Below are 26374 nucleotides of genomic sequence, written 5' to 3'. Positions count from 1 at the left end.
CCTCGACAATCCGTTCGGCACGAGGTTGTCACCCATGTCTTAGGTACGTTCCGTTACCTATGTGTCCGGGCTGGACACAGAGCGAAGTGGTGCCGCAAGAGGGATTCGAACCCCCGACCCCGTCATTACGAATGACGTGCTCTACCGACTGAGCTATTGCGGCGGACCGTTCGGCGACGGCCTTGTGAGGCGTGCCACCTGATATCGGGCATGGCCCCGATTGGCAAGGAAAACGCGGTTATCCAACCACGCCTTTAACTTCCCCAGCGTGACAAAAATCCCTTCCAGCCGCCCATTTGGGCCTTGGGCGGGCCGATTTGTTCCGCGAACTCGTCTACCGCGCCATCCTCGTCGATCCCGGGGTCGTCGGGGGCGCGGATGATGGGGATGACGGGCGGGATCGGGGCCGGCGTGGCCTTGGGCAGGTCGGCCCTCGAGCGGAACAAGGGGGCGGGGCCGGGAGCAGCTGATTCGGGCGGTGGCGCTGTTACGGCCGAAGCCGGGGCCAGCTCCGCATCGACGACGGCCTCGGGCGGCGGGGCGTTGTCCTGGGCGGCCGGGACCACCGGCTCGACCGGTTGCGTCTCTGCAGGTTCGGCCGGTTTCGCCTCGACCGGCTCGACCGGCTTCGGCGCCGGCGGCTCGACGGCCACCTCTTCCTTCGGCGGCTCGACCCGGCGCGCAGCCAGCATCGCCTCCTCGAACGGCGATGGCTCGATCGCGGCACCCTTGTCGGACGGTAGCGCCGCGACCGGGGTCTGCCACTGGAAGGCATCGAGCCGGCCGGAGACCGGAGAGACCGGCCGCCAGCGGTCCGAAACATAGCCGTCGGCGGTCCACACCGGATCGTGCAGCGCGCGCACCGCGCGCAGGGTCCAGGCTCGCGCCCGGCCGCTGTCGCCATGCTCGGTGCGCTCGATCTCGGCCATCAGCAGCGCGACGCGCTGCGTCGGCGTCGCAATGAACGGCTCCAGCGCGGCGCGTGCCCTGGCGAATTCGGAGGCGTCGATCGCGGCACGCGCGATCGCCAGCGCGCCCTCGATATTCCCCGGCGTCTTCGCTGCCAGCGTCTCGACGCGCACCAGGCGCTGGCGCGCGGAATCGCCGAGCCGCACATGCGCATATGCGTCGGCGAGATCGGGATGCGGCTGGGCAAGCCACGCGGTCTCGACGATGCGCATCGCGCGGCGCACCTGATGCGCCTCGCTCTCGAACCTGGCCGTCAGCGCCGCCGCCGGGATCAAGGTCGGCGCCAGCTTGATCGCTTCCATCGCGCTCTCGCGCGACAGGTCGCGATCGACGGTCTCGAGCTCCATCGCGCGCGCAGTCAGCAGTACGCCGCGCTGCCGGCGAAAGGTCGCCCTGTCGATCAGGCCCGAGCTCTGATTGTTGTCGAGGATTTTCAGCGCACCGGCCCAATCGCCCTTGGCGCAGCAGAAGCCGAGCACCGCATGCGACGCCCAGGACGACGACGGCGAGACCTTGAGCGCCTCTTCCGCCAGCATCACGGCGGCGACCGGATCGTCGGCGCGCTGCGCCTCGATGAAGAGACCGCGCAGGCCCAGGAGCCGCGTGTCCTCGCGCTCGGCCATCGCCCGGAACGCGCGCTGCGCGCCGTCGTGGTCGCCGTCGAGCTGCGCGGATTGCGCGTGCAGCAACAGCGTCAGCGGATCGCCTCCGGCATGGCGCCGCGCCACCACGGCATGGGCGCGGGCGGCCGAAGAATCACCATGACCGATCGCAAGCAGACCTTGCGTGACGGCATGGCGGCCGCGGGCATGGCGCCGCTCGCGCCGGCCGCGGCGGATATGCCCCGGCATCTTCCACAGCCCGCGCAGGATCACGCCTGCGAACATCGCGATGACGACGATGATGCCGAGCAGGAACACCGGCTGCTTGGACACCAGGTGCAAGCCGCCCCAGTTCATCACGAGGTCGCCGGGCTGATCGACCACCCAGGCCGCACCCGCCGCAGCAAGCGCGATCAACAGCAGAAACAGAATGATCCGGATCATCAAGGGACCTACTGCAAAGACTTACTGATTAACCGAGGCGAGGGTCGCCATCGCGTTGTCGGCGAATTTGCGCGACGCGCCGAGCGCGGCGCCGCGTGCATCCACCCGGTCGATCCAGGCCTGTGCAGCGGTGCGATCAGCCGGCGGCAGCGACTTCAATTCGCGCTCGGCCAGCGCAAGGTCATTATGCACGGCCGCCGACGTCATGCGCGCGACGATGCTGCCTCGATCGGTGCCCTTGGCGTCGGTCCGCTCGATGCGGATCAGCTCGGAGGCGCCGGCCTGCAGGCGATCGACGAGGCCTCCGCCTGCCGTCGCCGTCGCGGGCGGCGTCAACTTCGGCATGATCTCGACCAGCTCACGACACAGCTCGTTCGGGCTCGGCACGCCGGAGACGGCAAAGACCTCGAGCGGTTTCAGCGCGTCGGGATCATCGGAGAGCGTCTTCGCCGCTGATAGCGCGGAGGCATAGGGATCGCCATGGCGGACCGCGACGTCGAGCAGCGACGCCGCCACCACGCGGCGCAGCGGCGTGTCGTCGGCCGGCTTGGCGTCGGCCTTGACGTCGGCGATCCGGTTGTCCTGCTTTGCGATCTCGCTGCTCTGCGTCTTGACCGCGCTCTCGATCTTGTCAATACGCGCCGTGATGGCGGCCAGATCCACTGGCGCCGCACCGGCGCGGGGCGCTGCCTTGGCATCATTGACCGCGGCGGCGAGCTTGTCCGCCTGCGACCGTGTCGCGGCGAGATCGCTACGCAGCGCCCCGATCGATTTGTCGAGCGCATCGATATGCGCGGCTGCGGCGGGATCGGCGGCAGCCGGCCTGGCGAGCCTGGTCTCGAGGCCAGCGACGCGCGAGGTGAGATTATCGATCGCGGCGGCATTGGGCTGCGGCGCAGGCACGACCTGCGGCCAGCCGAGCAGCCAGCCGACGCCGATCACCAGCGCGGCGGCAACCGCGCCGGATACGGGCGCCACCACCCAGGGCGAAACCGGCCGCGGTGGCTCGGTCGCAGGTCCCGCCGAGGCGGGCTCAGGGTGCGGCTCGGGTTGGGGAGCGGCTTCGGGCGCTTCGGTATGCTCGGAGGACGTCGTCTCCTCGGCTTTCGGTGCCTCGCTGGTCTTTTGTGCCTCACTCACGACTTCGGTCGCCTCCAGATCGATGGTCGGCGGCGCGCGCTTGGGCCGGGAATCCGGCGACGGTGCTGTGTCCTCGGGCCTGTCGTCAGCCATCGCGGGGGGTCCTCAAACCAGAAGGTGGGGCATTGTAGCAGAATCGGCCCGCGTTCTTAGAGCACGTTCCAAAAAAGAGAGGGCTCGCCAACTTCATGCTCAGACGAAAGAATTAGGCCAGTCACTTCAGCACGGCGCGTGCCAGCGCGTCCAGCAGCGCCTCCTCGTCCATGGACGCCGCCACCACCACCTGGGTGGCGCCGGCGTCATGGAGCACGGAGGCTATCGACGCTGAAATGCAGCATTGCGGCAGCGCCAAGGCCGAAACCTCCAGCCCCCCGGCCCGCACCGCGTCCAGGAAAGCCCGCGCGCTGCGGCGGGAATAATGCAGCACCGCCGTGATGCCGTTCGCCATGAAGGCGTCGGAGACCTCGGGCGGGAAGCTTGTGACCGGCGCCATCCGGTAGGTTGTGTGGGTGACGACGGTCAAACCCTTCTCGCCGAGCTCACCGGCGAGATCGCGGGACAGGTCGGCGCCGGCAAGGTAGAGCAGCGTCGCGCCCTTCTTCAGCTTGCCGGCCTTGATGCGGCCGAGCACGAGATCGCGGAGCGCGCCGGCATCGCCCTTGCCCACGATCACCTTGCCGAAACCGGCGGTGCGCGCGGCGTCGGCGCTGTGCGCCCCGACCGCGAACAGCGGCAGATGCAACAGCCGCTGGCCGGCACTATCGATCGCGCGCAGCGCATTCGCACTCGTCAGGATCACCGCGTCATACTCGACGTCGTCGTCGTCATGGTACGGCAGGGGCTCGAAACGCAACATCGGGGCCAAAAGCGCGTCGAAGCCGCGCGCACGCAAGTTTGCGCGGGTTGCCTCATTGTCGGGATGCGGACGTGTGACCAGGACCGTCACGGGTCAGGGCTCCAGCTGCAGGTGAGACCTGTCTAGACGCGTTGTCTTGACGCGAACCGGTACCCACTTCGCTCGAAAACGCTCTGGCGATTGCACTTTGAGACCTCGCAATGCTACCCCGGAAGGAACATCTGATCGGAAGACCGGTTCCCGGTCCGGATCATGCTCGTAGCACAAGGGCCGAATTTGGGTAACGAACCATCGATGCTGGTGTTGGGTATAGAGACGACCTGCGACGAGACCGCCGCCGCCGTGATTGAGCGCCAGGGCGACGGCTCCGGCAAGATCCTGTCCAACGTCGTGCACTCGCAGACCGAGGAGCACGCCCGGTTCGGCGGCGTGGTGCCGGAGATCGCCGCACGCGCCCATGTCGACCTGCTCGACGGCATCATAGCTGCCGCGATGGTGCAGGCCGGAATCGGCTACGCGCAATTGTCGGCGGTCGCGGCCGCCGCGGGCCCGGGCCTGATCGGCGGCGTCATCGTCGGCCTCACCACCGCGAAGGCGATCGCGATGGTGCACGACACGCCACTGATCGCTGTGAACCATCTCGAAGCGCATGCGCTGACGCCGCGCCTCACCTGCGCGCTGGCATTCCCCTATTGCCTGTTCCTGGCCTCGGGCGGCCACACCCAGATCGTCGCGGTGGTCGGGGTCGGACAATATGTGCGGCTCGGCACCACGGTCGATGATGCGATGGGCGAGGCGTTCGACAAGGTGGCAAAGATGCTGTCGCTGCCATATCCGGGCGGGCCGCAGGTCGAGCGCGCTGCCGCGGGCGGCGATCCGGCACGGTTCGCCTTCCCGCGCCCGATGCTCGGACGTCCGGACGCCAATTTCTCGCTGTCGGGATTGAAGACGGCGGTGCGCAACGAGGCGAGCCGGCTGGAGCCGCTGGAACCGCAGGACGTCAGCGATCTCTGCGCGAGTTTTCAGGCCGCCGTGCTCGAATCGACCGCGGACCGCCTGAGCGTCGGCCTCAGACTGTTCCAGGAGCAGTTCGGCACGCCACGCGCGCTGGTCGCGGCCGGCGGGGTCGCCGCCAATCACGCCATCCGCAGCGCGTTGCAGGATGTCGCGGCGAAGGCGCAGACCACGCTGATCATCCCGCCGCCGGCGCTCTGCACCGACAATGGCGCGATGATCGCATGGGCCGGCGCCGAACGGCTGGCGATCGGACTGACCGATACGATGGAAGCCCCGCCCCGCGCCCGCTGGCTGCTCGACGCCAGCGCGAAGGCGCCGGCCGGCTACGCCAACAGCCGTGCCGGATATTGAGTTTGATCAGGATGAATATGGACCGCGGCATGCGCCCCGCTTCACCTCTCCTCGCTTGCGGGGAGAGGTCGGATTGCGGAGCAATCCGGGTGAGGGGGCACAGACCTCAATACTCGGCTCGCTCGCGGATGGAGCCCTTCACCCCATCCCTCTCCCCGCAAGAGCGGGGAGAGGGAGACTGAGAGAGCAAGCCCGATGCCCGCGCACAAGTCCGTCAGCGTGATCGGGGCCGGGGCGTGGGGCACCGCGCTGGCCGACGTCGCAGCGCGCGCCGGACGCAAGGTGACGCTGTACGCGCGCAATGCTGCCCATGCGGCACAGATCGAAGCGACGCGCGCCAATCCAAAACTGCCCGGCGTCCGGCTCGACCCCACAATCACCGTGACCTCGGATATCGCCACTGCCGCAGACGCGGAAATCATCCTGGCCGCAACGCCGGCACAGCATCTGCGCGCCGCCGTCATCCACGTCGCGCCGCATATAAAGCCTCGCACGCCCGTCATCGCCTGCGCCAAGGGGATCGAGCACGGCACGCACAGATTCATGACCGAGGTGATCGCGGAGGCTGCACCGCAATCCGTGCCCGCCATCCTGTCGGGACCGAGCTTCGCCGACGACGTCGCGCGCGGACTCCCGACCGCGGTGACGCTCGCCGCACAGGACGAGACCGTCGCGATCAGCCTGGTGCAGGCGCTCGGCTCGGCGACCTTCCGGCCCTATCACACGTCGGATGTGCGCGGTGTCGAGATCGGCGGCGCGGCGAAAAACGTGCTGGCGATCGCCGCCGGCATCGTGGTCGGTCGCGACCTCGGCGCCTCCGCGCTCGCCGCATTGACCACGCGCGGGTTCAGCGAGCTCGCGCGATTCGGCCGCGCCTGCGGCGCCCGCACCGAGACGCTGGCAGGGCTTTCGGGTCTCGGCGATCTCCTGCTCAGCTGCTCGACCGCGCAATCGCGCAATTTCGCGCTCGGCATCGCGCTCGGCCGCGGCGAGGCGGCGCCCAGCGGCAAGCTTGCCGAAGGTGCCTTCACCGCGCCGGTGCTGGTCGAGCTCGCCGCATCGAGGCAGATCGACATGCCGGTCTCAAGGGCCGTCGCAGCGATCCTCGCTCACAAGCTCACGATCGATGACGCGATCGAGGGCCTGCTGACGCGGCCGTTCAAGGCGGAAGGATGAGCATTCCAGCCACACGGTGAGCGGCCCTTCACGGCCCTGGTGCGCCGTAATAGCGTGCGGGCGCACCGCCGGATCCCGGTCTCGCGAGAAACGGATCCCAAAGGAGAAAATATGCGTCAACCGCATCGCGCCGTCCTCTCGTTCAGCCTCGCATTCGCCATCGCCGCTTCGTCGGCCGCGGTCCGCGCGCAGACGGCCGTCCCCTATGACGAACTCGCCCGGGGCGAGGCGGTGGCCAATTCCCAGGCTGGCAAGCGGGTCGCCCCGCCGAAGTCGATCGGGAATCCTGCCGATGACGTGTCTCCCGAGATGCAGGCGATCATCGGCGCGCCCTATCCGCCGCACTTCAATGCCGATCCGAAGATCGCCGGCGGAATGGAAGGAATTGATCGATCGCCGCGCCAAGCTCGCGATCGCAAATCTGCCGGCGATGAAGGCGAAGCTCGGCGTCAAGGTCGAGCAGACCAGGATCGCCGGCGTGCACTGCTTTATCGTCACGCCGAGCAAGATGCCGCTCGAGAATCGGCGGCGCCTGCTGATCCACGTTCATGGCGGCGGCTACGTGTTCGGCCCCGGCGAGGCGGCCCTGCCGGAGGCGATCATGATGGCGGGCTTCGGCGGCTTCAAGGTGATTTCGGTCGACTATCGGATGCCACCGGACTTCCCCTATCCCGCGGCGATGGACGATGCGATGGCGGTCTGGAAGGAGGTGCTGAAGTCGCACGAACGGCACAGGCTTGCGATCTTCGGCACCTCGACCGGCGGGGCGATGACGCTCGCGATGGTGTTGCGGGCAAGAGATGAGAAGCTGCCGCTGCCGGCCGCCATCGCGCCGGGCACACCATGGTCGGACATTGACAAGATCGGCGACAGCTACGCGAGCAATGAGTGGATCGACAACCAGCTGGTGACGTGGGACGGCTGGCTCGGCCGCGCAGCAAAACTCTATGCAAACGGCACGAGCCTCAGGAACCCTTACATCTCGCCGATCTACGGCGACTTCAGGGGCTTCCCTCCGACGATTTTGACGACGGGCACACGCGACCTGTTCCTCAGCAACACGGTTCGCACGCATCGCAAGTTGCGCCGCGCCGGCGTGATCGCCGATCTCAATGTCTATGAAGGACAGTCGCACGCACAGTACGAGGCCAATGTCGATGCGCCAGAGACCAGGGAAGCCTTCACCGACATCGCCAAATTCTTCGACAGGTATCTGAAGCAATAAGGTTGTTCGCCAATGCCGCGGCGACGCCCGCGCTTGTCGCGGGCATCTGCCTGCCTGTAACATCGCCGCGCAATGGACGTGCAGGAACGGGGTGAGCTGCGATGCAATACTGGCTGGTGAAATCCGAGCCGACCGTCTGGTCGTGGGATCAGCAGGTCGCCAAGGGAGCGAAGGGCGAAGCCTGGACCGGCGTGCGTAACTTCACGGCGCGGCAGAATCTCGTCAACATGAAGAAGGGCGACAAGGCATTCTTCTATCATTCCAACGAGGGCAAGGAGATCGTCGGCATCGCCGAGATCGTCAAGGAGGCCTATCCCGACCCGACCGACAAGACCGGCAAGTTCGTCTGCGTCGACATCAAGGCCGACAAGCCGTTGAAGACGCCGGTGTCGATGGCCGCAATCAAGGCCGACAAGAAGCTCGCCGACATGGCCCTGGTGAAATTTTCGCGCCTCTCGGTACAGCCGGTGACCGCGGAGGAATGGAAGTACGTCTGCAAGATGGGCGGGTTATGATGTCGTCCCGGCGAAGGCCGGGGACGGCTACAACTTACGCCCCCGCCGCCATCACCACCTGCGCCAGCAACTGCTCCCGTTTTGACTGGGTGCGGTAGCCGCCCATCGTTGCCGCGAAGCGTTCGAGGATGCCGTCCTCGAAGGCGGTGACGATGGTGTCGTGGACGTAGCTCTTGCGGCAGATCGCCGGCGTGTTGGAGAGCTGGTCGGCGGCGGCGCGGATCGCCTCCAGCACCTGGCGCTTGCGGCCGCGATGGCTGGTGGCCGGCGTGATCCGCGACAACGATTCGACGACGACCGCCGATGCCATCAGGGTTCGGAAATCCTTCAGCGAGATCTTGATGCCGGCGATCTCGCGCAGAAATGCGTTCACTGCAGTGGTCGAGGCTGATCGAACGATGCCCGAGCGGTCGTAATACTGGAACATGCGCTTGCCCGGCACGGTGCGCAGAATGCCGATCGCGCGTACCAGCTTGGCCGCGTCGCACTCCTTGCGGACGGCCTTGCCGCCCTTGGCCTTGAAGGTCAGCACCAGGCTGTCGTCTTCCAGCGTGACGTTGGACTTCAGCAGCGTGGTGGCGCCGCGGGTTCCGTTGAGACGGGCATAGGATTCATTGCCGGGACGGATCGCGGTGCGCGCGATCAGTTCGATCACCGCCGACAGCGCGAATTCGCGGGTCGGCTGCTCCTCCGACAGATAGGCCGAGACCTTTCGCCGGATCTTCGGCAGCGCGGCGACGAGCTTGGCAAGGCGATGCGCCTTGCGCTGCTCGCGGACCTTTTCCCAATCGGCATGATAGCGGTATTGCAGCCGCCCGGCGGCATCACGACCGACCGCCTGCAGATGCGAGCTCGGATCGCTGGAATAACGCACCTGGCGATAGGCCGGCGGCACCGCCATCGCGTGCAGCCGGCGGATGGTACGGGCATCGCGGATGCGCGAACCGTTGGCGCGAACGAATGAATAGTTCTTGCCGCGCTTGATGCGACGGATGGTCAGCTCGTTCTGGTCGCCGAGCCGCAGGCCCAGATCACGCGCAAGATCTTCGACCGAGGTCTTCGGGGCGGCGGACGCAAGAAATTTTGGCTTGGAAGGGGGCTGCTTCGGCCACTGACCCAGCGCCTTCGCCAAAGCGACGGCAGGATCGGCGGAAACGGGCCGCACAGCCACGATATTCTGCTGATCCGTCATCGTCGTCAGACGCCTTGTCCTACCTGTTCTTCCGGTAATGCCGTTTCTTGCGGCTTCGTTCCGGTCGGGCCGCCCGGCCTCGGCTTGGCCATTTAGGGGGTCCCGGCCGACATTGCGAGTCGCGAATCACTCGTTAAAGGTTTCTAAATACCTTTCATAGGTGCCATTCGTCCGATAACGTTGATGACAGCCTGCTTCGCTGCCGGAAATTTGAGGACCGGCGAAGCCCTTCGGGGCGGCCCGGACGTCACGATCACGGCCCCGACCAATCTTAACCGGGTCAGAACTCGTGTCCTTTCTCGCGAAGTTCCTTGATCGTCTGCTGCCGCATGTCCGCCGCCACCGGCTGGCCGAACCTCGTGGCCGGCCGGCACCGGTTGTTCCGTCAAGGCCGGCGTCTTCTCCTGGAATTTCTGCCCGACCCGGCGCTTGTGGGAACGCGATCAGCCTGCCCGGATCGTCGGGCACGAACTGGTTGGCATCGATGATCGCGACCACCTCCGACAGTTCATCGAAACGGGCCTGGAATCCGTCGGGCGACAGCGGCGTCGGCGCGTCGTGGTCGCGCTCGATGTCACTGCGGCCCTGAGCGATGGCAGGTTTGAGGCTCTTCATGATCGACGGCATCAGAGTCCTGAACTGGTCGGCGAGATGCGGGGGTCGCCACCAATTCCCGCGCAGCCGCCACGGCTTTCCGGCGATGGAGCTGGAGCAGTCGTCCGGACCCGCGCGAGCGTCGCCGTCAGCGGCATCACTACGACCAAGAGACCAGTGACCCGGAGCAGACGATGGAGCATAGGTTTCTCCAGGTCGATGCGTTGCGGCAAGCCGTCTTGTCATCGGTAAAGGCCGACGGGCCGCGCCCGATGACTCCTGCGCGACAAACGTAGCAGTCCTTTTCCCTTGCCGGGCCGGAATGCGGCAACGCATAATCGCCGATAAATGCGCAAGACGGCTTGCCGCCGCGTTGTTTGCGATCGGCAATGAGTGGAGGAAATGATGTCCGAGAAGATCTATGACGTGTCGGCCGACTGGGCCAAGCGCGCCTATGTCGATGACGCCAAATATCGCGAGATGTACGCGCACTCGGTCAAGGACCCCAACGGCTTCTGGGCCGAGCATGGCAAGCGGGTCGGCTGGATCAAGCCCTTCACCAAGGTCGAGAACGTTTCCTACGCGCCCGGCAACATCTCGATCAAATGGTTCGAGGACGGCGAGCTGAACGTCGCCTGGAACTGCATCGACCGTCATCTCGACAAGCGCGGCGACCAGACCGCGATCATCTGGGAGGGCGACGATCCCTCCGAGTCAAGGCACATCACCTACCGGCAGCTGCATGACGAAGTGTGCAAGATGGCCAACATCCTGCGCACGCGAAACGTCAAGAAGGGCGACCGGGTCACGATCTATCTGCCGATGATTCCGGAAGCCGCCTACGCGATGCTGGCCTGCGCGCGGATCGGCGCCATCCACTCGGTGGTGTTCGGCGGCTTCTCGCCCGACAGCCTCGCCCAGCGCATCAAGGACTGCGATTCGAAGGTGGTCATTACCGCCGATGAAGGCCTGCGCGGCGGCAAGAAGGTGCCGCTGAAGGCCAATGTCGACGCGGCCATTGCCAAGACCGGCGGCGTCGACTGGGTCGTGGTGGTCAAGCGCACCGGTGGCAAGATCGACATGAACCCGACGCGCGACCTCTGGTATCACGAGGCCGCGGCGATGGTGACCACGGACTGCCCGTGCGAACCGATGAATGCAGAGGATCCGCTGTTCATCCTCTACACCTCTGGCTCGACCGGAACGCCGAAGGGCGTGCTGCACACGTCCGCCGGCTATCTCGTGTTCGCGTCGATGACGCATCAATACGTCTTCGACTATCACGACGGCGACATCTACTGGTGCACCGCCGACGTCGGCTGGGTCACCGGCCACAGCTACATCCTCTATGGGCCGCTCTGTAACGGCGCGACCACGCTGATGTTCGAGGGCGTGCCGAACTATCCGGACAACTCGCGGTTCTGGAACGTCATCGACAAGCACAAGGTCAACATCTTCTACACTGCGCCGACCGCGATCCGCGCGCTGATGCAGTCCGGCGACGACCCGGTGAAGAAGACCTCGCGCAAGTCGCTGAGGCTGCTCGGCTCGGTCGGCGAGCCGATCAACCCGGAAGCCTGGGAGTGGTACCACCGCGTGGTCGGCGACGACCGCTGCCCGATCGTCGACACCTGGTGGCAGACCGAGACCGGCGGCATCCTGATCACGCCGCTGCCCGGCGCGACCAAACTCAAGCCGGGCTCGGCGACGCGGCCGTTCTTCGGCGTGGTACCCGAGATCGTCGACGCCGAGGGCAAGACTCTGGACGGCGCGACCGAGGGCAATCTGTGCATCGCCAAATCATGGCCGGGCCAGATGCGCACGGTCTATGGCGACCATGCCCGCTTCGAGCAGACCTATTTCTCGACCTACAAGAACAAGTACTTCACCGGCGACGGCTGCCGCCGCGACGCCGACGGCTACTACTGGATCACCGGCCGCGTCGACGACGTCATCAACGTCTCCGGCCATCGCATGGGTACCGCCGAGGTCGAGAGCTCGCTGGTCGCGCACGAGGCAGTCTCGGAGGCGGCGGTGGTCGGCTATCCCCACGACATCAAGGGCCAGGGCATCTACGCCTATGTCACCCTGATGAAAGGCACCGAGCCGACCGAGGCGCTGCGCAAGGAGCTGGTCGCCTGGGTCCGCAAGGACATCGGCCCGATCGCCTCGCCCGATCTGATCCAGTTCGCTCCCGGCCTGCCGAAGACCCGTTCCGGCAAGATCATGCGCCGCATCCTGCGCAAGATCGCCGAGGACGAGCCGTCGAGCCTCGGCGACACCTCGACCCTGGCTGATCCCGCCGTGGTCGACGATCTCGTCGACAACCGCCAGAACAAGAAGGGCGCGCCGGCCTAGAGCGCTCGCTACATCGAGCAGATGCAGGGCCGCGCGCGATCAACGCCGCGGCCCTCGCTTTTCACCGGCTGGCCGGTCACGGGATTGTCAGAGACGGGGCGGCTCCGCGGCGCGTTTGCGGGCCCGGTGTTGTTTTCAAGTCATTTACTTTGATCCGAACATTTTCTTTCTTCCCTCCATCAGGGCGTGTCTCCGGCCAGCGTGGAAACCATCCGGTTAAGCCGCGCGGTTAACATTGCGTGAGACCGGCAGGCCCGGCTTTTTCCGGGCGTGCACCTTCGTTTTGAAGCCCTCGCGAGGGGGCCGTTGGGCAGTGGAGAAGATTGATGTCGTTGAAGATTGCGGTGGCGTTGGCCATCGGGGCTGGTGTTTTGACATCGCAGGCCGCCGAGGCCCGGCCGGAATTGATCGGCATCCACGCGGAGAACTACTCGCCCGGCACCATCGTGGTGAAGACCAATGAACGGCGGCTCTATCTGATCCTCGATTCCGGCCACGCGATGCGGTACCCGGTCGGAGTAGGCAGGGCCGGCAAGCAGTGGGCCGGCACCACACAGATCGACGGCAAGTATCGCAACCCGGCCTGGTCGCCGCCTGCCGAGGTGAAGCACGACAAGCCCAACATGCCCGACGTGATCCCCGGTGGCTCGCCGCGCAATCCGATGGGCGTGGCCGCGATGACGCTGGCCGGCGGCGAATACGCGATCCACGGCACCAACATGCCTGGTTCGGTCGGCGGCTTCGTGTCCTATGGCTGCATCCGCATGCTGAACACCGACATCACCGACCTCTACCAGCGCGTCTCGGTCGGCACGACCGTGGTCGTGACCCGCTGATCTCTCCCTCGGAAGCGTCTTGAAAGCCGCGCAGCCGCGCGGCTTTTTTGCCGGCCGCATCAGCGCGTGACGTTGGCGCACCAGCCCAGGCGATGACCGCCATTGTAGGGTCGCGCGTGGCCGGCAGCGAGCATCGCGGCCGATACGTTGTCGGTTGTCCTGGTTCCGACATCAGCGACGATGCGTCCCTGATATTTGTCGGGACCGACATGGTAGATCGCGACATCGCCCTGGCCGAGCACCTCGCGCAGCGCTGATGTCGCGGCCTCGGCCATTTGCAGCTCCTGCGGACAGGCCGCCTTCAGCTCCGGCGCGTCGATGCCGCGCAAGCGCACGCGCGTGGTCAGGTCGGGGCCTGCCGGCAGATGCACTCGCGCGACGAAGGTGTCGCCGTCGATCGTCCTGATGACGTCGACCGGATGCCTGATTTCAGGCGCGCCGGCTTGCCTCAGGATCGTATCGGTATCTCGAGACCATCGGTCGAAGGCGTACGGCAGCCCCCAAGGCGCCCACTGCCGGATCGGCAGCATGGCGCCGATCGCGACGGCGAGAATGAACAGCCAGGGCAGCGTCCGACGTCCCTGGGATGACAGACCGAACGGCGCGCGGGCGAACATCTGCCGTCGTGGTGGACGACGAACGTTTGCTCTCTCGTAAGGAGACATCTTCGCGGAGTACGCCCGAGTCGGGCCACGCAGGCAAGTGCCTCAGAAATCCGAGGCTATGCCTTTGGTTTCCCAGTCGCCGTAGCGCGTCGGTTCCGGGCCTTTCGGCCCCTGATATTCCTTCGGCCGCGCCTCGACGTCAGCCTCGGCAGCCTTGCGGCGCGCCTCGGCCTCGGCAAGCGCGCGCTGCGCGGCCGGTGTCAGCGGCTTGCGCGGCGCAGGTTCCGCCGGCGATTTCCCAGAGATGTTATCCGACATGGCAAAACCTTCCGGCTGCGTGTCTCGTAGATTGATGTCGGCGCAGCGGCGGCATCACGATCGCAAAATCGCGCCTGGCGATTCTTACATTTGGCATATTCACATGCCAGAGGTGTTTCCAGTCAGGGCATGAGCGCCGAATGTAACTCAGCACCTTTCGAGATAACCCCGCTTCATGCCTCCTTCAAGATTTGCAGTTCCCTCAGAAGTGCCCGGTCTCGCAGCGCGCCGGATCGCGGCCGACATTCTCGACGGCGTGCTGCACAAGCATCGCACGCTCGACGACCAGCTCGATGGCGCCAGCGCCCATCCCGGCCTGAAATCGCTCGCCGACCGCGACCGCGCGCTGATGCGCCGGCTGGTGTCGACCATCCTGCGCCGTCTCGGCACGCTCGGCCATCTGCTGTCCCGCCTGCTCGACCGGGGCGTCCCCACCGACGCGCCGCGCGCGCAAAGCGCGCTGTTGATCGGCGCCGCGCAGATCCTCTGGATGGACGTGCCGGATCATGCCGCGGTCGATCTCTCGGTGCGGCTGGTGCAGTCGGACCGGCGCGCCGCCAAATATGCCGGCCTCGTCAATGCCGTGCTGCGCCGCTGCGCGCGCGAGGGCCAGGGCTTGATCGATGAGGTCAAGCTGCAAACCCTTGATCTGCCGCCCTGGATGCTGGCGCGCTGGACCGCGCATTATGGCGAGGAGACCGCGCGCGACATGGCGCTTGCCCTCGGCCACGAACCGTCGCTCGATCTCACCGTGAAGGCGGACGCGCCGCAATGGGCGAGCCGCCTGCATGGGGAAACGCTGCCGACGGGAACCGTGCGGACACTGCTGCAGGGCTCGGTGACGATGCTGCCCGGCTTCGCCGAAGGCCAGTGGTGGGTGCAGGACGCCGCCGCCGCGCTGCCCACCCGGCTGTTCGGCGACGTCAAGGACAAGGCGATCGCCGACCTCTGCGCCGCGCCCGGCGGCAAGACCGCGCAGCTTGCGCTCGCGGGTGCACGCGTCACCGCCGTCGACCGGTCGCCGGCACGGATGGCCCGGCTGCGCGACAACCTCACCCGCCTTGCGCTGCAAGCCGAAAGCGTCGTGACCGACTCAGCCGAATGGCCGGGCGCAACCGAAGGATTTGATGGCATCCTGGTCGATGCTCCCTGCACCTCGACCGGGACCATCCGCCGACATCCTGATGTCGCCTGGCTGCGGCAGGAAGCCGACATCGCGGCCCTGTCGGGGCTGCAGAAGCGGCTGCTGCAAAGGGCCGTCGCGCTGCTGAAGCCCGGCGGCACGCTGGTCTACTGCACCTGCTCGCTGGAGCCCGAGGAAGGCGAGCAGGCGATATCGGCGCTGCTGGCCGACGAACCGGGCCTCAAGCGCGTGCCGGTTGAGAAGGACGAGGTCGCGGGCCTCGAGGAGATCATCACGGCGGACGGCGATTTGCGTACCCTGCCCTGCCATCTGCCCCACGCCGACCCGCGGCTGGGCGGCCTGGACGGATTTTACGCCGCAAGGCTGGTCAAATCCGCCGGTTAGTCCTGATTTTACACTTGAATTTCAAACTCCGGCTGATTCGCTGGGTTTCAAGAGGGTGTCTTGGCCGCGTTTCCGGATTAAATAAGGATTCGTTGAACTTCTCCTCCCCACAAGGTTAGGCGTGTCGGTCGCCCGAAGCAGACGCATCTCGACGCTGATCGCTGGCCGCTTCGCGCGCAGCATGGTCGCACGCGCCAGCGGCGGCACCGTTGCGCTGTCGCGGCTGTGGCCCGGCCGTGCCGACCGGCTGATCATCGCCCCGCACGACCTTCGAACCGCCGACGCCACCCGCGCCGCCGAGATCTATGCCGGCCGATTCGTGTTCGCCGGAAAGATCGTCACCTGCCACGGCCGCTCGATCTTCGATCTCGAGCCGCCGTCGGAGGATTGGGAGGCCGCGTTGCTCGGCTTCGGCTGGCTTCGTCACCTGCGCGCCGCCGACACCGCCCTGACCCGCGCCAATGCGCGCTCGCTCGTCGACGACTGGATCTCGAACCAGGCGCGCAAGCGGCCGCTGGAACATCGGGCCGATGTGCGTGCGCGGCGCGTGATCTCGCTGTTGTCGCAGGCGCCGCTGGTGCTCGGAGACACCGACGGCAAATTCTACCGCAAATACCTGCGCGGGCTGGGGCGCGAGATCCGTTACCTGCGCTACTCCACGCTCGACAATGACGGCGTTCCACGCCTGCAGGTGCTGATCGCACTGTGCTACGCCTCGCTCTGCCTTGCCAACCAGGCGCGCAACATCAAGACGACCTCGCGAAAACTGTCCGACGAATTGCAACGCCAGATCCTGCCCGACGGCGGCCACATCTCGCGCAATCCCGGCGCGCTGGTCGAGCTGCTCAGCGATCTGCTGCCGCTGCGGCAGACCTTTGCCGCACGAAACATCCCGCCGCCGCCCGCGCTGCTGAATGCGATCGACCGCATGATGCCGATGCTGCGCTTCTTCCGTCACGGCGACGGCAGCTTTGCGCTGTTCAACGGCATGTCGACCGCGCCCTCCGACCTCGTCGCGACGCTGCTCGCCTATGACGACACCCACGGCGTGCCGATGGCGAACATGCCCCATACCGGCTTCCAGCGGATTGACGCCGGCGCCAGCACGGTGATCATCGACACCGGTCCGCCGCCGCCGCCGAGCGTCAGCCAGGACGCGCATGCCGGCTCGCTGTCGTTCGAGTTCTCCTCCGGCGTGAACCGCATCGTCGTCAATTGCGGCATGCCGAGCACCGGACGCGACAACTGGCGGCCGTTCGCCCGCACGACCGCGGCGCATTCGACGCTGACCTATCACGAGGCCTCGTCGTGCCAGTTCGTCGAGCTCTCGGCGATGAAGCGGCTGCTGCGCGGCGCGCCGATCACCAGCGGGCCCGGCAAGGTCGAAAGCCATCGTGAGGCGATCCCCGACGGTGACATGCTCACCACCTCGCACGACGGCTATCTCTCCCGCTTCGGCATCATCCATCGCCGCGTGCTGATGATCTCGCAGGACGGCACCCGCCTGGAAGGCGCGGACTCGCCGTCGCCCGCGCCCGGCGGCCGCATCAAGGGCGATGCCGATTTTGTTCTGCGCTTCCATTTGCATCCGTCGGTGAAGGCGAGCCGGCTGTCCGACGCACGCGGCGTGATGCTGGTGCTGCCCAACCGCGATGTCTGGACCTTTGAGGCTGTCGACGACAAGGTCGACCTCGAGGACAGCGTGTTCCTGGCCGGCAATGACGGCCCGCGCCGTACCTCCCAGATCGTGATCCGGCAGGACGCAAGGCAGGCTTCCTCGGTGCGCTGGAGCTTCGTCCGCTCCTCGACCTCGGCCTCGGCCACCACGGCCCGGCGCAACGCCCGGCGCGAGCCGGAACTGCCGCTGTAGGACTGCGGGCCGACTCTCGGTCCCGTCATCCTGAGGTGCGAGCGGAGCGAGCCTCAAGGTGACGGGACAGATTCCGGGGAATCGGGCCCGGGAACCGGTTTCATGCCGCACCAAACCATGCTACCCGGCTGCCTTAACAGCCAGGGAATTCCCCATATGACCGAACAGCTTCGCCGCGTGGCCCGCGCTCTGTTGTCCGTTTCCGACAAAACCGGACTGATCGATTTCGCCAAGGCCCTTTCCGATCATGGCGTCGAGCTGGTCTCGACCGGCGGAACTGCGAAGGCGATCGCCGCGGCCGGGCTCAAGGTCAAGGACGTCTCCGAGCTCACCGGGTTCCCGGAGATGATGGACGGCCGGGTCAAGACGCTGCATCCGAAGGTGCATGGCGGCCTGCTCGCGATCCGCGACAACAGGGAGCATGCGGCGGCGATGGCCTCGCACGGCATCGCGCCGATCGATCTCCTGGTCGTCAACCTCTATCCGTTCGAGGCCACCGTCGACAAAGGCGCCGGTTTCGAGGAGTGCATCGAAAACATCGACATCGGCGGCCCGGCGATGATCCGCGCCGCTGCGAAGAACCATGACGACGTCGCCGTCGTGGTCGAGGCCAACGACTACCAGGCCGTGCTCGAGGAACTCGCCGCGCACAAGGGCGCGACCTCGCTCGGCCTGCGCCGCCGGCTCGCCGCCAAGGCCTATGCGCGCACCGCGGCCTATGACGCGGCGATCTCGAACTGGTTCGCCGCACAGCTCGACACCAGGGCGCCGGACTTCCGGGCCTTCGGCGGCAGACTGATCCAGTCGCTGCGCTATGGCGAGAACCCGCACCAGACCGCGGCGTTCTACGCCTCCCCAGAAAAGCGGCCGGGCGTTGCCACCGCGCGGCAACTCCAGGGCAAGGAACTGTCCTACAACAACATCAACGACACCGACGCGGCCTACGAATGCGTCAGCGAGTTCGATCCGAAGCGCACCGCGGCCTGCGCCATCATCAAGCACGCCAATCCCTGCGGCGTCGCCGAAGGTCCGGATCTCGCCACCGCCTACGCCCGGGCACTCGCCTGCGATTCGACGTCGGCCTATGGCGGCATCATCGCGGTCAACCGCACGCTCGATGCGGATGCCGCCCGCGCCATCATCGGCATCTTCACCGAGGTGATCATCGCGCCCGATGCCACCGAAGAGGCGATCGCGATCATCGCCGGGCGGCGTAACCTGCGCCTGCTGCTGGCGGGCGGCCTGCCGAACCCGCGCGCGGTCGGCCTCACCGCCAAGACGGTGGCCGGCGGCCTTCTGGTGCAGAGCCGCGACAATGCCGTGGTCGAGGACATGAACATCAAGGTCGCGACCAAACGCGCGCCGACGGACGCCGAACTGCGCGATCTCAAATTCGCCTTCCGCGTCGCCAAGCATGTGAAGTCCAACACCATCATCTACGCCAAGGATCTCGCCACCGTCGGCATCGGCGCCGGCCAGATGAGCCGGGTCGATTCCGCGCGCATCGCTGCACGCAAGGCACAGGATGCCGCAGCCGAACTGAAGCTGGCGGAGCCGCTCACGAAGGGTTCGGTGGTCGCCTCAGACGCGTTCTTCCCGTTCGCCGACGGCATGCTCGCCTGCATCGAAGCTGGCGCCACCGCGGTGATCCAGCCCGGCGGCTCGATGCGCGATGACGAGGTGATCAAGGCCGCCGACGAGCACGGTATCGCCATGGTGTTCACCGGCGTCAGGCATTTCCGGCACTGATCTGATCGGTAGCCCGGATGGAGCGCAGCGAAATCCGGGACAGACCTCCGCCTGCACAAGACCCGGATCGCGCTTCGCTCCATCCGGGCTACACGTCGGCCGATCGCTCGCGCACCTTCCCCAGCAACACCAACCCCAGCACGAAAAACACCACCAGCACCGCCATGCCGGCCTTCTGGCTCGCGGTCGCGGCGGTGATCGCGCCGATCAGCAGCGGGCCGATGAACGACGTCACCTTCCCGGTGAGTGCAAACAGGCCGAAATACTGCGCGATGCGATCCTTCGGCGCCAGCCGGATCAGAAGCGAGCGCGAGGCGGCTTGCAGCGGGGCGCCGGTGGCGCCGATCAGGCAGCCCAGCACGATGTAAGCGCGCTCGGCCGCGCCGGCGAACAGCGGTCCTCCCGGAACCGGCGGCGCGACCGGCACGAACAGGATGGAATCCTTGTTCACGGTGAGGATCACGACGATCGCAAACAGCAGGATCAGCAGGCTCCCGGTGATCACGCGCTTCGGCCCGAGCGCATCGTCGAGCTTGCCGCCGAGCCAGCCGCCGAACGTGCCGGCAATCGCCAGGATGATCCCGAATGTGCCGATGCGGATCGTATCCCAGCCGAACGTTCCCGCGGCATAGATGCCGCCGAAGGCGAACAGCGAGACCAGTCCGTCGGTATAGATCATGTTCGCGAGCAGGAAGCGCGCGATCGACTTCTGCTTCGGCAGGCTCGCGAGTGATCGACGCAATTCGCGCAGGCCTTCGCCGAGCGCATCGCGCAACCTATGCCTAGCCGGATAGTCCGGCGTGAACAGGAACATCGGCGCCACGAAGATGATGAACCAAATCCCGGTCAGCGGCCCGGTGATGCGGTCGCCCTCATGCGTGGCTGGATCGAGGCCAAACAGCGGGGTGAAGCCGAACAGCGTGCGGCCGGTCTCGGCGTTGGCGGCGAGGAAGCCGAGCACCAGCACGAGGCTCAGGATACCGCCGACATAGCCGGTGGCCCAGCCGGTGCCTGATAGCCGACCGATCCGGTCCGGCGGCACGAGTGTCGGCATCATCGCATTGTTGAAGACGGTTGCGAATTCGACACCGACGCTCGCAATCGCATAGGCGAGCAACAGTCCAGGAATCACGTCGGGATTTCCGGGTTTGCCGATCCACATCGCGCTGGCTCCGATCACGAGCAGCACGCCAAAGCCGGCGATCCACGGCTTGCGGCGGCCGCTGGCATCGGCGATCGCGCCCAGCACGGGTGACAGGAGCGCGATCGCGAGCCCCGCGGCGGCCGTGGCAAAACCCCACAGCGCCTGCCCGCTCGCCGGATCCGACGCGACGAAGCTTGCGAAATAAGGCGCAAACACGAAGGTCGTGATCAGCGTGAAGTAAGGCTGCGCGGCCCAGTCGAAAAAAATCCAGCTGATGACCGCGGCGCGTCCCGGATAGGTCTTCGCGTCGTCCGCAGCCGTCGGTAGCGTTGCCGTCATCGCCAAAATAATCCTCACACCGCGCAACGAGCGGGCGTTTTGCCCCGCCGATCCGTTCCCATATAGCATGGGCCGGTTTTGCGCATGTCACATGCGGCGGGGGTTCGATGACACGTTCTGCAGTGATCTCGCGACGGGTGTTTGCAGCTTTGCTGGCGATCGCTCTCGTCGCGCCGGTGTTCGGCCAGGAGCAGCGCCACTTCTACACGCCGCCGGCCGCCGACGCGATCCACAGCGTTCCGGCCGAATACGGCATGGTGGTGGCGCAGGAGAAGCTTGCCGCGCAGATCGGCGCCGACATCCTGCGGCAGGGCGGCAATGCGGTCGACGCGGCGGTCGCCACCGGTTTTGCGATGGCGGTGACCTATCCGCGCGCTGGAAATATCGGCGGCGGCGGCTTCATGGTGATTCATCTTGCCGCCGATAACGCGGATGTCGCGATCGACTACCGCGAGACCGCGCCGCAGGCCGCAACGCGCGACATGTTCCTCGGCGCCGACGGCAAGCCCGATCCCGACAAGTCGCGCAACTCCGCGCTCGGCATCGGCGTGCCCGGCACGGTCGCGGGGCTATCGCTGGCGCTCGAGAAATATGGCTCCGGCAATTTCACGCTGGCGCAGATCCTCAAGCCCGCGATCGATCTGGCGCGCGGCGGCTTTGTCGTCACCGACGACACGGCGGACACGCTGCCCGACATGTATCGCCGGATGTCGCGCTGGCCGAATTCGGCCAAGACCTTTTCGCATGCCGACGGCACGCCGCTGCACGAGGGCGATCGCCTGATCCAGGGCGACCTTGCGGCGACGCTGTCGGCGATTGCCGAGCAAGGTGCGGGCGGCTTCTACCAAGGCGCGGTCGCCGAGAAGCTCGTCAGCGGCATCAGGACCGCCGGCGGGATCATCAGCCCCGACGATCTGAGATCCTATCATGCCGTGATCCGCACACCGGTGCGAGGCAGCTATCGCGGTTATGACATCGTCTCGATGCCGCAGCCCTCCTCCGGCGGAATCGTGCTGCTGGAGATCCTGAACATGCTCGAAGGGTTTCCGATGCCCGACATGAAGCAGGGCTCGGCCGCCTCGCTGCATGTCATGATCGAGGCGATGAAACGCGCCTATGCCGATCGCGCACGCTATCTCGGCGATCCCGCCTTCGTCGACGCACCGACACAATTGCTGACCGACAAGGACTACGCGGCGAAACAGCGTGCCACGATCGATCTCGCCCGCGCCACGCCGTGGACCGATGTGCAGGGCGGCCGGCAGCCGCGCGAGGGCAGCAACACCACGCATTATTCCGTCGTCGATTCCAGGGGCAATGCGGTCAGCAATACCTACACGCTCAACTTCCCCTATGGGCTCGGCCTCGTCGCCGAAGGCACCGGCGTGCTGCTCAACAACGAGCTCGACGATTTCACCGCCGCCCCCGGCGCCTCCAATGCCTTCGGCCTGGTCGGCTTCGAGGCCAATCTGCCCGGGCCGGGCAAGCGCCCGCTGTCGTCGATGGCGCCGACCATCGTGCTGAAGGACGGCAAGCCGTTGCTGGTGACTGGCACGCCGGGCGGCAGCCGCATCATATCAGCGGTGACCCAGATCATCGTCGATGTGATCGACTACAAGATGGACATCGCCGCCGCGGTGGCAGCACCGCGGATCCATCATCAATGGCTGCCCGACGAGGTCCGGATCGAGCGCGGCTTTCCCGACGACGTGCTGGCCGAGCTGAAGGCCAGGGGCCACACGCTGGTCGAGCCGCTCGGCTACTCCTCGGCCAACTCGATCCTGGTGACGCCGAACGGCCTTCTCGGCGCGCCCGACCCGCGCACGCGCGGGTCCGAAGCGTCGGGGCAGTGAACCGACCGCCGCAATTGCGCCTTTGCCCACCCTGCGGCATCGCGGTAAATTGCCAGCCTCCGCGCAAGCCCGGCCGCGGGTTTCAAAATGACCGGCAACAACTTTCCGGGGATACGCATGAGCACGGCCGAATCCAAGCCGACGATCGAGGTCGCCGCGATCGAGGACACCAGTCTCCTCGCCTTCTATCGCGACATGAATGTTCAGGAGCGGCGCACCTTCTGGGCCTGCGGCGCGGGTTGGGCGCTCGACGGCATGGATTTCATGATCTATCCGCTGGTGATCGGCAGCATCATTGCGCTGTGGAAGGTCGACGCCGGCACCGCGGGGCTCGCGGGCACCGTGACACTGCTGTCATCGGCCGTCGGCGGCTGGCTCGGCGGCTACCTCTCCGACCGCATCGGGCGGGTAAGGACGTTGCAGTTCACCATCCTCTGGTTCTCCCTGTTCTCGCTGATCTGCGCCGTCGTGCAGAATTTCGATCAGCTCCTGATCGCCCGCGCGCTGCTGGGCCTCGGCTTCGGCGGTGAATGGGCCGCAGGCGCCGTGCTGATGGGCGAAGCCATCCGGCCGCAATACCGGGGACGCGCCGTCGGCTCGGTGCAGTCGGGCTGGGCGATCGGCTGGGGCCTTGCCGTGCTGGCGCAGGCGGTGCTGTTCTCGGTCCTTCCGGCGGAGAGCGCGTGGCGCTGGATGTTCGTGATCGGCGCGCTGCCGGCGCTGCTGGTGTTCTATCTTCGCCGCTACGTCACCGAGCCCGAGATCTCGGCCGCGACATTGGCAACGCAGCGAGCCTCCGGAGTCGGACCCGCCGCGCTGTGGGAGATCTTCCATGGGCCGATCCTGAAGACCACGCTGCTGGCCTCCCTCGTCGGCACCGGCATGCAGGGCGGCTATTACGCCGTCACGTTCTGGGTGCCGCGCTTCCTCACCACAGAACGCAAGCTGTCGGTGGTCGGCTCGACCGGCTATCTCGCCACCCTGATCATCGGCTCGTTCATCGGCTATTTGGTCGGCGCCTGGCTCGCCGACCGCATCGGGCGACGCAACCTGTTCCTGATCTTCTCGCTCGGCGCCATCGCGATCGTGCTGCTCTACACCCAGCTGCCGCTGTCCAACGAGGTACTGTGGGTGCTGGGCTTCCCGCTCGGCTTCTTCGCATCCGGCTATTTCTCCGGCATGGGCGCGTTCCTCACCGAGCTCTATCCGACCCGGCTGCGCGGCTCCGGCCAGGGCTTCTGCTACAATTTCGGCCGCGGCGTCGGCGCGCTGTTTCCGTATCTGGTCGGCGCGCTTTCGACGACCACCACGCTTGCAAATGCGATCGCGATCTTCGCCGTGGCGGCCTACGGCGTGTTCTTCCTCGCCGCCTATGCGCTGCCGGAGACGCGCGGGCGCGTGCTGCATGCGGATGGTTAGGTGATGGACGAACGCTTGCTCCGCCTTGCCTCGCCACCCGGAGTACGTCCCTGACTGGAGGTTCGGGCCATGACATCCCTCAAAGCCAAGACGTTGTTCATTTCGGGTGCGAGCCGCGGCATTGGGCTAGCGATCGCGCTTCGGGCCGCGCGTGACGGGGCCAATGTCGCGATTGCGGCCAAGACGACCGAACCGCATCCGAAGCTGAAGGGCACCATCTACACCGCGGCCGACGAGGTGCGCGCCGCCGGCGGCCAGGCGCTCCCCGTGATCTGCGATATCCGCGATGAGGCCCAGGTGATGGCGGCGATCGACCAGACCGTCGCTGCATTCGGCGGGATCGATATCTGCGTCAACAATGCCAGCGCCATCAGCCTCACCACCTCGCAGGCGACCGACATGAAGCGGTACGACCTGATGATGGGCATCAACACCCGCGGCACCTTCATGGTATCGAAATATTGCATCCCGCATCTGAAGAAGGCACAGAATCCGCACATCCTGATGCTGTCGCCGCCGCTCGACATGAGGGCGAAATGGTTCGAGCACTCGACCGCGTACACCATGGCGAAGTTCGGCATGAGCATGTGCGTGCTCGGGCTTTCCGGTGAATTGAGATCCGCCGGCGTTGCTGTCAACGCGCTGTGGCCGCGCACCACGATCGCGACCGCCGCGGTCGGCAACCTGCTCGGCGGCGATGCGATGATGCGCGCGAGCCGCACGCCCGACATCATGGGCGATGCGGCCTATGCGATCTTCACGCGGCCGTCGCGCGAATTCACCGGGAACTTCTGCATCGACGACAAGGTGCTCTACGCCAACGGCGTACGCGATCTCGAGCACTATCGGGTCGACAATACGGTGCCGCTGGTGTCGGACTTCTTCGTGCCCGACGACGACGTGCCGCCGCCCGGCGTCACCGTGCAGCCGCTGCCGTCGCGCTAAAGGACGATCCGGAAAAGTGTGAAGCGGTTGTCCCTCGCGACAAACACGGAACGCGTTTGCGCGGAGACCATGCTCAAACAGGAAGCTGGAGCGGGATGACGATTCAACCTGATCTCGTCGCGCTCTAGACCGCCGCCGCATTCAGCTGGGCGCGCCAGTGCTGCACGCGCTCCTTGAGCAGCGCATCGCGCAGGTAGGCGAGCTCCTCATCCTCGATGCGCTCGAGCGTCTCGAGCGCGAAGCTCTCCTCGCCGTGCGTCGACCACGACTGCTGCAACTCGATCGCCCGGTGATTTCCCATGCGCAGCGTGAACCAGATGCGATTCCGGATCTTGTCGAGATCGAGCGCCTGCCCAACCCAGACCTCGCCGCTGGCGCGGCAGCGGATGGCGAACACCCCGGCGACGCTGGCGCGCTTCTTGTAGTCGGCGATGGCAAGCTTTCGGGTCTCGGTCCTCATCGTGGCTCCTCGGGTCGAGCCATTTATATCCGGGTGTTATTGACAAAGCAATTAAACCCGGGTAAAAAAATGTCGCCCAACGAGCCGAGCGACCGACCGTGAACCCCCCTTGCAACCCGGAATCGACCTTGGAGCCCACTTGGGGTGCCGGACGCGCCGTTGCCCAAACGCCTTTACCGTCCGACCTGGTAGGGCCCGCCCTTCTCCAGCGCCCGCGCATAGGCCGGGCGCGCATGGATGCGTGCGAGGAACGCGACGCATTTCGGATGGCCGTCCTCGAGCCCGCCTCGTGCCGCGGCGGCCTCGAGCGGGAAGCTCATCTGGATGTCGGCGCCGGTGAAGTCACTGCCGGCGAACCACTCGCTCTTGCCGAGCTCGCCTTCCCAATAGGCCATGTGCTGCTTGAGCTGCGGATTGACCAGCGCGGTGAGCGCCTGGTTCGACACCTTGCGCACCAGCGGCCGCAGCAGCGCCGGCGCGCGCTTCGGCATCAGCGTGAACAACAGCTTCAGCAGAAGCGGTGTCATCGCCGAGCCCTCGGCATAGTGCAGCCAATAGGTGTAGCGCAGCCGCTCCGGCGTATCGGCCGGCGGGATCAGCCGGCCATTGCCGTAGGTCCCGATGATGTATTCGAGAATCGCACCGGATTCCGCGATCGTGTTGCCGTTGTCGGTGATCACGGGCGACTTGCCGAGCGGATGGATCGCGAGCAGATCCTTCGGCGCGCGCATATCGGGCTGCCGCTGATAACGCACGATCTCGTAAGGCACGCCCAATTCCTCGAGCAGCCACAGCACGCGCTGCGAGCGGGAATTATTGAGGTGATGAACAGTGAGCATAGCGTCCCCTGGTGTGTCGCGGATTTGAGC

General features: G+C 66.3%; 21 protein-coding genes, 1 tRNA gene and 1 pseudogene. 12 read left to right on the top strand and 11 right to left on the bottom strand.

The window, feature by feature from the left end:
* Positions 1-87: 87 nt before the first annotated feature.
* The 4 genes from JQ586_RS17935 to JQ586_RS17920 all read right to left on the bottom strand — a co-directional run bounded on the left by JQ586_RS17935 (position 88) and on the right by JQ586_RS17920 (position 4101).
* Positions 88-163 (bottom strand) — tRNA-Thr (locus tag JQ586_RS17935).
* Between the two features lie 91 nt (positions 164-254).
* Positions 255-2015 carry a heme biosynthesis HemY N-terminal domain-containing protein gene (locus JQ586_RS17930; protein ID WP_212395922.1) on the bottom strand — a complete coding sequence of 587 codons (1761 nt, stop codon included), beginning with the start codon at positions 2013-2015 and terminating at the stop codon, positions 255-257.
* A 21-nt stretch (positions 2016-2036) separates the two neighbouring features.
* On the bottom strand, positions 2037-3248 hold the full coding sequence (locus tag JQ586_RS17925; RefSeq protein WP_212395921.1) for a hypothetical protein: 1212 nt from the start codon (positions 3246-3248) through the stop codon (positions 2037-2039).
* 121 nt (positions 3249-3369) lie between these two features.
* Positions 3370-4101 (bottom strand): uroporphyrinogen-III synthase, encoded by a 732-nt coding sequence (locus tag JQ586_RS17920; RefSeq protein WP_212395920.1) that lies wholly within the window; start codon positions 4099-4101, stop codon positions 3370-3372.
* A 204-nt stretch (positions 4102-4305) separates the two neighbouring features.
* On the opposite strand from JQ586_RS17920, the gene tsaD reads away from it, so the two are divergent.
* The 4 genes and pseudogenes from tsaD to JQ586_RS17900 all read left to right on the top strand — a co-directional run bounded on the left by tsaD (position 4306) and on the right by JQ586_RS17900 (position 8295).
* Positions 4306-5379, top strand: a complete 1074-nt coding sequence (gene tsaD, locus JQ586_RS17915; protein ID WP_212395919.1) for a tRNA (adenosine(37)-N6)-threonylcarbamoyltransferase complex transferase subunit TsaD — start codon at positions 4306-4308, stop codon at positions 5377-5379.
* Positions 5380-5574: 195 nt separating this feature from the next.
* A complete protein-coding gene (locus JQ586_RS17910; protein WP_212395918.1) occupies positions 5575-6555 on the top strand; it encodes an NAD(P)H-dependent glycerol-3-phosphate dehydrogenase in 981 nt (326 codons plus the stop codon).
* Between the two features lie 111 nt (positions 6556-6666).
* Positions 6667-7780, top strand: a pseudogene (locus JQ586_RS17905) (alpha/beta hydrolase).
* 101 nt (positions 7781-7881) lie between these two features.
* Positions 7882-8295: an EVE domain-containing protein gene (locus tag JQ586_RS17900; protein WP_212395917.1), complete on the top strand. Its 414-nt coding sequence runs from the start codon at positions 7882-7884 to the stop codon at positions 8293-8295.
* Between the two features lie 34 nt (positions 8296-8329).
* On the opposite strand, the gene JQ586_RS17895 is transcribed toward JQ586_RS17900, so the two are convergent.
* Together JQ586_RS17895 and JQ586_RS17890 are read right to left on the bottom strand one after the other, a co-directional pair.
* Positions 8330-9487, bottom strand: a complete 1158-nt coding sequence (locus tag JQ586_RS17895; RefSeq protein ID WP_212395916.1) for a DNA topoisomerase IB — start codon at positions 9485-9487, stop codon at positions 8330-8332.
* Between the two features lie 126 nt (positions 9488-9613).
* Positions 9614-10114: a hypothetical protein gene (locus JQ586_RS17890; RefSeq protein WP_212395915.1), complete on the bottom strand. Its 501-nt coding sequence runs from the start codon at positions 10112-10114 to the stop codon at positions 9614-9616.
* Between the two features lie 372 nt (positions 10115-10486).
* On the opposite strand from JQ586_RS17890, the gene acs reads away from it, so the two are divergent.
* Positions 10487-12439: an acetate--CoA ligase gene (gene acs, locus JQ586_RS17885; protein ID WP_212395914.1), complete on the top strand. Its 1953-nt coding sequence runs from the start codon at positions 10487-10489 to the stop codon at positions 12437-12439.
* A gap of 326 nt (positions 12440-12765) precedes the next feature.
* On the top strand, positions 12766-13275 hold the full coding sequence (locus JQ586_RS17880) for a L,D-transpeptidase (protein ID WP_212395913.1): 510 nt from the start codon (positions 12766-12768) through the stop codon (positions 13273-13275).
* 59 nt (positions 13276-13334) lie between these two features.
* Here JQ586_RS17880 and JQ586_RS17875 read toward each other — a convergent pair whose 3' ends face one another.
* On the bottom strand, positions 13335-13892 hold the full coding sequence (locus tag JQ586_RS17875; RefSeq protein WP_249147718.1) for a thermonuclease family protein: 558 nt from the start codon (positions 13890-13892) through the stop codon (positions 13335-13337).
* A gap of 90 nt (positions 13893-13982) precedes the next feature.
* The gene (locus tag JQ586_RS17870) at positions 13983-14198 is read right to left on the bottom strand and encodes a DUF1674 domain-containing protein (RefSeq protein WP_212395911.1); all 216 of its coding nucleotides are present in this window, start codon (positions 14196-14198) and stop codon (positions 13983-13985) included.
* 175 nt (positions 14199-14373) lie between these two features.
* On the opposite strand from JQ586_RS17870, the gene JQ586_RS17865 reads away from it, so the two are divergent.
* From JQ586_RS17865 to purH, 3 genes are all read left to right on the top strand, one after another.
* Positions 14374-15726: an RsmB/NOP family class I SAM-dependent RNA methyltransferase gene (locus tag JQ586_RS17865; protein WP_212395910.1), complete on the top strand. Its 1353-nt coding sequence runs from the start codon at positions 14374-14376 to the stop codon at positions 15724-15726.
* 181 nt (positions 15727-15907) lie between these two features.
* Positions 15908-17596, top strand: a complete 1689-nt coding sequence (locus tag JQ586_RS17860; RefSeq protein ID WP_212395930.1) for a heparinase II/III family protein — start codon at positions 15908-15910, stop codon at positions 17594-17596.
* A gap of 156 nt (positions 17597-17752) precedes the next feature.
* Positions 17753-19345: a bifunctional phosphoribosylaminoimidazolecarboxamide formyltransferase/IMP cyclohydrolase gene (purH, locus tag JQ586_RS17855; protein ID WP_212395909.1), complete on the top strand. Its 1593-nt coding sequence runs from the start codon at positions 17753-17755 to the stop codon at positions 19343-19345.
* 88 nt (positions 19346-19433) lie between these two features.
* On the opposite strand, the gene JQ586_RS17850 is transcribed toward purH, so the two are convergent.
* Entirely contained in the window at positions 19434-20828 is a 1395-nt protein-coding gene (locus JQ586_RS17850) for an MFS transporter (RefSeq protein ID WP_212395908.1), read from the bottom strand.
* A 107-nt stretch (positions 20829-20935) separates the two neighbouring features.
* On the opposite strand from JQ586_RS17850, the gene ggt reads away from it, so the two are divergent.
* From ggt to JQ586_RS17835, 3 genes are all read left to right on the top strand, one after another.
* The gene (gene ggt, locus JQ586_RS17845; protein WP_212395907.1) at positions 20936-22681 is read left to right on the top strand and encodes a gamma-glutamyltransferase; all 1746 of its coding nucleotides are present in this window, start codon (positions 20936-20938) and stop codon (positions 22679-22681) included.
* A 117-nt stretch (positions 22682-22798) separates the two neighbouring features.
* Positions 22799-24100 carry an MFS transporter gene (locus tag JQ586_RS17840; RefSeq protein ID WP_212395906.1) on the top strand — a complete coding sequence of 434 codons (1302 nt, stop codon included), beginning with the start codon at positions 22799-22801 and terminating at the stop codon, positions 24098-24100.
* A 69-nt stretch (positions 24101-24169) separates the two neighbouring features.
* Entirely contained in the window at positions 24170-25045 is an 876-nt protein-coding gene (locus JQ586_RS17835) for an NAD(P)-dependent oxidoreductase (protein ID WP_212395905.1), read from the top strand.
* A gap of 124 nt (positions 25046-25169) precedes the next feature.
* Here JQ586_RS17835 and JQ586_RS17830 read toward each other — a convergent pair whose 3' ends face one another.
* Positions 25170-25505: a GIY-YIG nuclease family protein gene (locus tag JQ586_RS17830; protein WP_212395904.1), complete on the bottom strand. Its 336-nt coding sequence runs from the start codon at positions 25503-25505 to the stop codon at positions 25170-25172.
* Between the two features lie 173 nt (positions 25506-25678).
* Entirely contained in the window at positions 25679-26344 is a 666-nt protein-coding gene (locus JQ586_RS17825; protein WP_212395903.1) for a glutathione S-transferase family protein, read from the bottom strand.
* Positions 26345-26374 lie beyond the last annotated feature (30 nt).

This window comes from Bradyrhizobium jicamae, from assembly GCF_018130215.1.
GTDB classification, from domain to species: Bacteria; Pseudomonadota; Alphaproteobacteria; order Rhizobiales; family Xanthobacteraceae; genus Bradyrhizobium; species Bradyrhizobium jicamae_A.
Note: the sequence above shows the minus strand (reverse complement) of the source record. Positions and strands in the feature narration are given on the sequence as shown.

Excerpts from the sequence above, each read along its gene's own strand:
- JQ586_RS17910 (WP_212395918.1), top strand. The coding sequence starts at position 5,575 with ATGCCCGCGCACAAGTCCGTCAGCGTGATCGGGGCCGGGGCGTGGGGC.
- JQ586_RS17895 (WP_212395916.1), bottom strand. The coding sequence starts at position 9,487 with ATGACGGATCAGCAGAATATCGTGGCTGTGCGGCCCGTTTCCGCCGAT.
- JQ586_RS17900 (WP_212395917.1), top strand. The coding sequence starts at position 7,882 with ATGCAATACTGGCTGGTGAAATCCGAGCCGACCGTCTGGTCGTGGGAT.
- ggt (WP_212395907.1), top strand. The coding sequence starts at position 20,936 with ATGACACGTTCTGCAGTGATCTCGCGACGGGTGTTTGCAGCTTTGCTG.
- JQ586_RS17830 (WP_212395904.1), bottom strand. The coding sequence starts at position 25,505 with ATGAGGACCGAGACCCGAAAGCTTGCCATCGCCGACTACAAGAAGCGC.
- tsaD (WP_212395919.1), top strand. The coding sequence starts at position 4,306 with ATGCTGGTGTTGGGTATAGAGACGACCTGCGACGAGACCGCCGCCGCC.
- JQ586_RS17840 (WP_212395906.1), top strand. The coding sequence starts at position 22,799 with ATGAGCACGGCCGAATCCAAGCCGACGATCGAGGTCGCCGCGATCGAG.
- purH (WP_212395909.1), top strand. The coding sequence starts at position 17,753 with ATGACCGAACAGCTTCGCCGCGTGGCCCGCGCTCTGTTGTCCGTTTCC.
- JQ586_RS17860 (WP_212395930.1), top strand. The coding sequence starts at position 15,908 with ATGGTCGCACGCGCCAGCGGCGGCACCGTTGCGCTGTCGCGGCTGTGG.
- JQ586_RS17870 (WP_212395911.1), bottom strand. The coding sequence starts at position 14,198 with ATGTCGGATAACATCTCTGGGAAATCGCCGGCGGAACCTGCGCCGCGC.
- JQ586_RS17825 (WP_212395903.1), bottom strand. The coding sequence starts at position 26,344 with ATGCTCACTGTTCATCACCTCAATAATTCCCGCTCGCAGCGCGTGCTG.
- JQ586_RS17925 (WP_212395921.1), bottom strand. The coding sequence starts at position 3,248 with ATGGCTGACGACAGGCCCGAGGACACAGCACCGTCGCCGGATTCCCGG.
- acs (WP_212395914.1), top strand. The coding sequence starts at position 10,487 with ATGTCCGAGAAGATCTATGACGTGTCGGCCGACTGGGCCAAGCGCGCC.
- JQ586_RS17930 (WP_212395922.1), bottom strand. The coding sequence starts at position 2,015 with ATGATCCGGATCATTCTGTTTCTGCTGTTGATCGCGCTTGCTGCGGCG.
- JQ586_RS17850 (WP_212395908.1), bottom strand. The coding sequence starts at position 20,828 with ATGACGGCAACGCTACCGACGGCTGCGGACGACGCGAAGACCTATCCG.
- JQ586_RS17835 (WP_212395905.1), top strand. The coding sequence starts at position 24,170 with ATGACATCCCTCAAAGCCAAGACGTTGTTCATTTCGGGTGCGAGCCGC.
- JQ586_RS17875 (WP_249147718.1), bottom strand. The coding sequence starts at position 13,892 with ATGTTCGCCCGCGCGCCGTTCGGTCTGTCATCCCAGGGACGTCGGACG.
- JQ586_RS17880 (WP_212395913.1), top strand. The coding sequence starts at position 12,766 with ATGTCGTTGAAGATTGCGGTGGCGTTGGCCATCGGGGCTGGTGTTTTG.
- JQ586_RS17865 (WP_212395910.1), top strand. The coding sequence starts at position 14,374 with ATGCCTCCTTCAAGATTTGCAGTTCCCTCAGAAGTGCCCGGTCTCGCA.
- JQ586_RS17890 (WP_212395915.1), bottom strand. The coding sequence starts at position 10,114 with ATGCCGTCGATCATGAAGAGCCTCAAACCTGCCATCGCTCAGGGCCGC.